Annotated in this window: 4 protein-coding genes; all 4 read right to left on the reverse strand. The window is 64.2% G+C overall.

From position 1 onward, the window contains the following. Window positions 1-54: 54 nt before the first annotated feature. On the reverse strand, window positions 55-324 hold the full coding sequence (locus tag O2807_12060; protein ID MDA1001232.1) for a DUF2283 domain-containing protein: 270 nt from the start codon (window positions 322-324) through the stop codon (window positions 55-57). A 360-nt stretch (window positions 325-684) separates the two neighbouring features. Beyond that, window positions 685-2,049, reverse strand: coding sequence for an aspartate aminotransferase family protein (locus tag O2807_12065; GenBank protein MDA1001233.1), 1,365 nt, complete (start codon window positions 2,047-2,049; stop codon window positions 685-687). 110 nt (window positions 2,050-2,159) lie between these two features. Further along, window positions 2,160-3,530: an aspartate aminotransferase family protein gene (locus O2807_12070; GenBank protein ID MDA1001234.1), complete on the reverse strand. Its 1,371-nt coding sequence runs from the start codon at window positions 3,528-3,530 to the stop codon at window positions 2,160-2,162. Between the two features lie 195 nt (window positions 3,531-3,725). After that, the gene (locus O2807_12075; protein MDA1001235.1) at window positions 3,726-4,607 is read right to left on the reverse strand and encodes an aminotransferase class IV; all 882 of its coding nucleotides are present in this window, start codon (window positions 4,605-4,607) and stop codon (window positions 3,726-3,728) included. Window positions 4,608-4,743 lie beyond the last annotated feature (136 nt).

The raw sequence follows: 4,743 nt of genomic DNA on the forward strand, positions 1-4,743 counted from the left end.
GCGCCTCCGGCGCTCGGAATGACAAGAAAAACAAGCAAACAGACCCACTACCCCCTAAGCGGCTCGAAGTGGAGCCAAATCCGACCGGCTTGCCGGCGGCAAGTCAAGATCGCGCAGGACCTTGTTGAGAGCAGCGAGCGTGAGCTTCGCAGGTGCGGTGATTTCGATGCCGATCGGCTTTCCGCTGCGGTTAAAGTCAATGACCAGCCCGGGGTCAGCCTTGGACGTGCGATAGCTCTTTTCTCGCGCTCGCCGCGGCAGGTAGAGATAGGCCGCCATGGGCCTGCCCTGCCGAAAGGTGACTTCGAGATAAGACTCCGTCATGCCAATCTTCTCCAGACCGGGTAAGCGGTTACGACAACCAGCAGCTTGGCGCCAAAGTCCGGTTCGACAATGACTTCCCAGGGACGCCGACGATGCCGCGCCAGAATGATCCAGCGTCCTTCCACGACATCGCCGCGGCACGATACGGCACGCTCAAGCATAGCTCTTAAGTCAACCTCCGTAAACCGGCGATCCTCCATGCGCTTGAGCAGGTGGGGAGTGAATTCAAGCTCCCACTCCCACCATTCCGGCCAGCTTCCTGTTTTCAGATCCCAACTCCATTTGATAGGACCACAAGTTTACCGTCATTGTTTCCGGCGAACGTTGCGGTTGAGGCACGCGCTTTTTCGAGCACAATTCCTACCTTTCCGACTGATAGCGCCGGAGCGCCTTTTCGAGGGCGTCGGCGATCTTGTCGGCTTCTTCTTCCTTCAGGATCAGCGGCGGACTGATGGTGACGGTGTTGGCGGGGCCGTCCGCGATCCCGGCGTTCTTGGCGAAGAGCACGCCATCGTCGTGGGCGTATTTGAGAATCTTCGAGGTCGCCGCCGTCGGGATCGGATCGCCGTTCTCCTCCACCAGCTCCACCCCCCAGATGAGGCCCACCCCGCGCACATCCCCGACGCAGGGAATGTCGCTCAGCTTCTTCAGCTTCTCACCGAGATAGCGCCCGACCTTCCGCGCGTTGGCGGGCAGATCCTCGCCCGTGAGAATCTCCAGGTTCTTCAGCGCCGCCGCGCAACAGGCCGGATGCCCGCCGTAGGTGTTGATCTGGGCGAAGAAGCTGCCGTCCTCCGGGTTGAGCGCATCGAAAACCTTGTCGTTCACCGCCACCGCCCCGATCGGGAGGTAGGCGCTGCTCAGTCCCTTGGCCATGGACATGATGTCGGGGGTGACACCGTAGGTCTGCGCCGCAAAAAGCTGGCCCGTCCGCCCGAAGCCGGTGATGACCTCATCGAACACCATCAGGACGCCGTAGCGGTCGCAGACCTCCCGCATCCGCTGGAGATAATCCGCCGGGGGCGGAATCACCCCGCCGCCGCCGATCACGGGCTCGGCGATGAACGCCGCCACGGTGTCGGGCCGCTGGTAGCGGATAACGGCGTCGAGCTCCTCGGCGCAGCGCTCGGCGAGCTCCTCCTCGCTCTTCGCGCTGCTGCGGAAGAAGTAGGGCGCCTGCACATGGATGATCCCGGGGAGGAGGGGGCCGAAGTCCGAGCGGCGGTGGGTCTGGCCCGTCAGGCTCATCGCCCCGATGGTGCCGCCGTGGTAGCCCTGGTAGCGGGCGATGATCTTGTAGCGGCCGCCGTTTTTCGTGCCCCAGTTGCGGACCATCTTGATGACGGTGTCGTTGGCCTCCGAGCCGCTGTTGACGAACCAGACGTGCTCGAGCCCCTCGGGGAGCATGCCCGTGAGCTTGGCGGCGAGCCGCGCCGCGGGCTCGTTGATCAGCGTCAGCGGGGCGTAGGGGAGCCGGAGGAGCTGCTGGTAGGCCGCATCGGCCACTTCCTTGCGCCCGTAGCCGATATTCACGCACCAGAGGCCGGCCATCGCGTCAATGTAGGTCTTCCCGGCGGCGTCGGTGACGGTGCATCCCTCGGCGCTCGAGAGGATGTCGATCGGGGAGGCATCGAGCGAGCGGGCGTTGGTGAAGGGATGCCAGACATGGGCCTTGTCCAGTTCCCGGATTTCATTTGCATCCATCGTCGCGGTCGGCGGGGTCATATGCATTTCCTCTTCATCAAAGAGATACGCGCGCTATCGCGGCACAAACTCATCTGGCGGCACGAAAGAAAAGATCATAAATTCCGGGACCGCAAAGCGCAACGGCACGGCTACATCCCGGCCGCCACCTCCCCGATCGCCCGGTCGATCACCTCGGCGATGAAGTCCGCCTGCGCCTCCGTCAGGATCAGCGGCGGGGAGAACGTCAGGACATCGTTCACGTTCCGGAAGATGACGCCCGCCTCGTGGGCCTTCTTGTTCACCTTCGCGCCGGCCGAGCCGAGGGGGGCGAAGGGCTTTTTCGTCTTCTTGTCCTGGACCAGCTCCACGCGGGCGAGCAGCCCTTTTCCGCGCACATCGCCGACGATGGGATGCTTTTCGAGTTCCTTGAGCCGCCCCAGGAAATGATCGCCCACCTTGCGGGCGTTCCCCGGCAGGTTCTCCCGCTCGATGATGCCGAGATTCGCGATCGCCGCCGCCGCCGCGGTGGCATGGCCGCTGTAGGTGTTGCCGTGGCGGAACTCTTTGCCGTCCCCCGGCGTCCCGAGAAACGCCTGGTACACCTCATCGGTGCACATCGTCGCGCCCATCGGGACATAGCCGCTCGTGATTCCCTTCGCAAAGCACATGATGTCGGGCTTCACGCCATAAGTGCGCGAGCCGAACCAGGTGCCCGTCCGCCCGAAGCCGGTGATGACCTCATCGGCGATGAAGAGAATATCGTGCGCGGTGCAGATCTCGCGGCACTTCTTCAGATAGCTCTCCGGCGGCACGATCACCCCGCCCGCCCCCATGACGGGCTCGGCGATGAAGGCGCCGACCGTCTCCGGCCCCTCGAAGGCGATCGCGGTCTCGAGGGCGTGCGCCGCCGCCTCGGAGACTTCCTCCTCGCTCAGCCCCTCCCCGAAGTCGTTCCGGTAGCAGTTGGGCTCCGGGATATGCCGGAAGCCGGGCAGGAGCGGCTCGAACATCCGGCGGTTGGCGTTGATCCCGCTCGCCGAGAGCGCCCCGAACGTCACCCCGTGGTAGGCGTTGCGCCGGGAGATGATCTTGTACTTTTTCGCCTGGCCGAGATTCTTCCAGTACTGGCGGACCATCTTGAGCGCGGTCTCCACCGCTTCGGAGCCGCTGTCCGAGAAGAAGACCTTGCCCATCCCCTCTTCCGCGGTCAGCCCCTTGAGCTTTTCGGCGAGTTCGATCGCGGGGGGATTCGAGAAGCCGACAAAGGTCGAGAAGAAGGGCATCTTCTTCATCTGCGCAAAGGCGGCCTCGGCCACCTCCTCGCGCCCGAAGCCGATGTTCATGAGCCAGAGGCTCGCGTGCGCGTCGAGATACTTCTTTCCGGCCGTGTCCCAGACGTAGACGCCCTCCGCCCGCTCGAAAATTTTCGGCCCCTGCTCCCGGACCACCTCCATCTGCATATAAGGGTTCCAGTACGACCGCCGGTGCGCCTGATCCAGTTCCTGGGATGTCATCGCCATCGCGCTTCACCTTTCGCTTGTGGTAATCAAATTGAGGGTAATGGGTCGTTTGCACAATGGACCCGTTGTGTCATTCCGAAGGAGCGTAGCGACTGAGGAATCTGCTTGGGAAAAACAGATTCCTCGCGCCTCTGGCGCTCGGAATGACATGAAAAACCAGCAAGCCGACCCACTACCAAATAGAAGCCAAATCCATCAGCCGACCGGCTCGCCCTCGGTTTTTTCCATCTCGAGAATTACGCTCCGAAGCCGGGCGGTGATCGGCCCCGGCGCCGGAATGGGCCGTCCGTCCACCTCCGCCACCGCGTGCACCCGGCTGAAGGAGGAGGTCAAGAACACCTCATCCGCCGAGTAGAGATCGTAGAGCGTCAGGTCGGCCTCCCCGGCGGGGATGCCTTCGCGCCCGGCGATCTCCAGAACGGTCCGCCGCGTGATCCCGTCCAAGACGTACTGCGCCCGCGGCGTCCTGAGCGCGCCGTCCTTCACGATGAAGATATTCTCCCCCGGCGCCTCGGCCACGAAGCCGCGCACATCGAGAATGACGGCCTCATCGAAGCCCGACTCGATCGCCTCGATCCGCGCCAGCACGTGGTTCAGGTAGTTGAGGCTCTTCACGCGGGGCTCGAAGCTCTCGGGGGGAACCTTGCGCACCGCCGCCGTCTTGAGGCGCAGGCCCGCCCCCTTCGGCCGGTAGCTCGAACCGGTCGCGGCGGGCGGGGTGGGATCGTGGAGCAGGATCGCGAGGGTTGGCCCCGACGTCACCCTGGGGTCGAGCACCGGATAGCCCGCCCCGCGCGAGACGATGATGCGGATGTAGACATCCCCCACCCCCGAGCGGCGGACACACTCCTTGACCAACTCGCCGATGCGCTCTTTCGTCTCGGGGAGATCGAGCTTGAGCACCCGCGCCGAGCGCTCGAGCCGCTCGAGATGATCCCGCAGCTTGAAAAGCCGCCCGCCCGTAGCCGTGAGGCTCTCGAAGATGCCGTCCCCGTAGAGAAAGCCGTGATCGAACGCCGAGACCTTGGCCTCGCCCTCGGGCACGAAATCACCGTTCACATAGCAGATGAGGGGCATCCCGCCTCCTCCGGCACGGCGCTAGGCGGCGCCGAATCGCTTCGCCAGCGCGTCGAACCCGCCCTGGTAGATCCCCCGGATGATCCCCGCCGCCTCCTCCTCCGAAACGCCCGCGGGGGTGAACGCGCTGGACCAG

The organism is bacterium, from assembly GCA_027622355.1.
In the GTDB taxonomy this organism is placed as follows: Bacteria; UBA8248; UBA8248; order UBA8248; family UBA8248; genus JAQBZT01.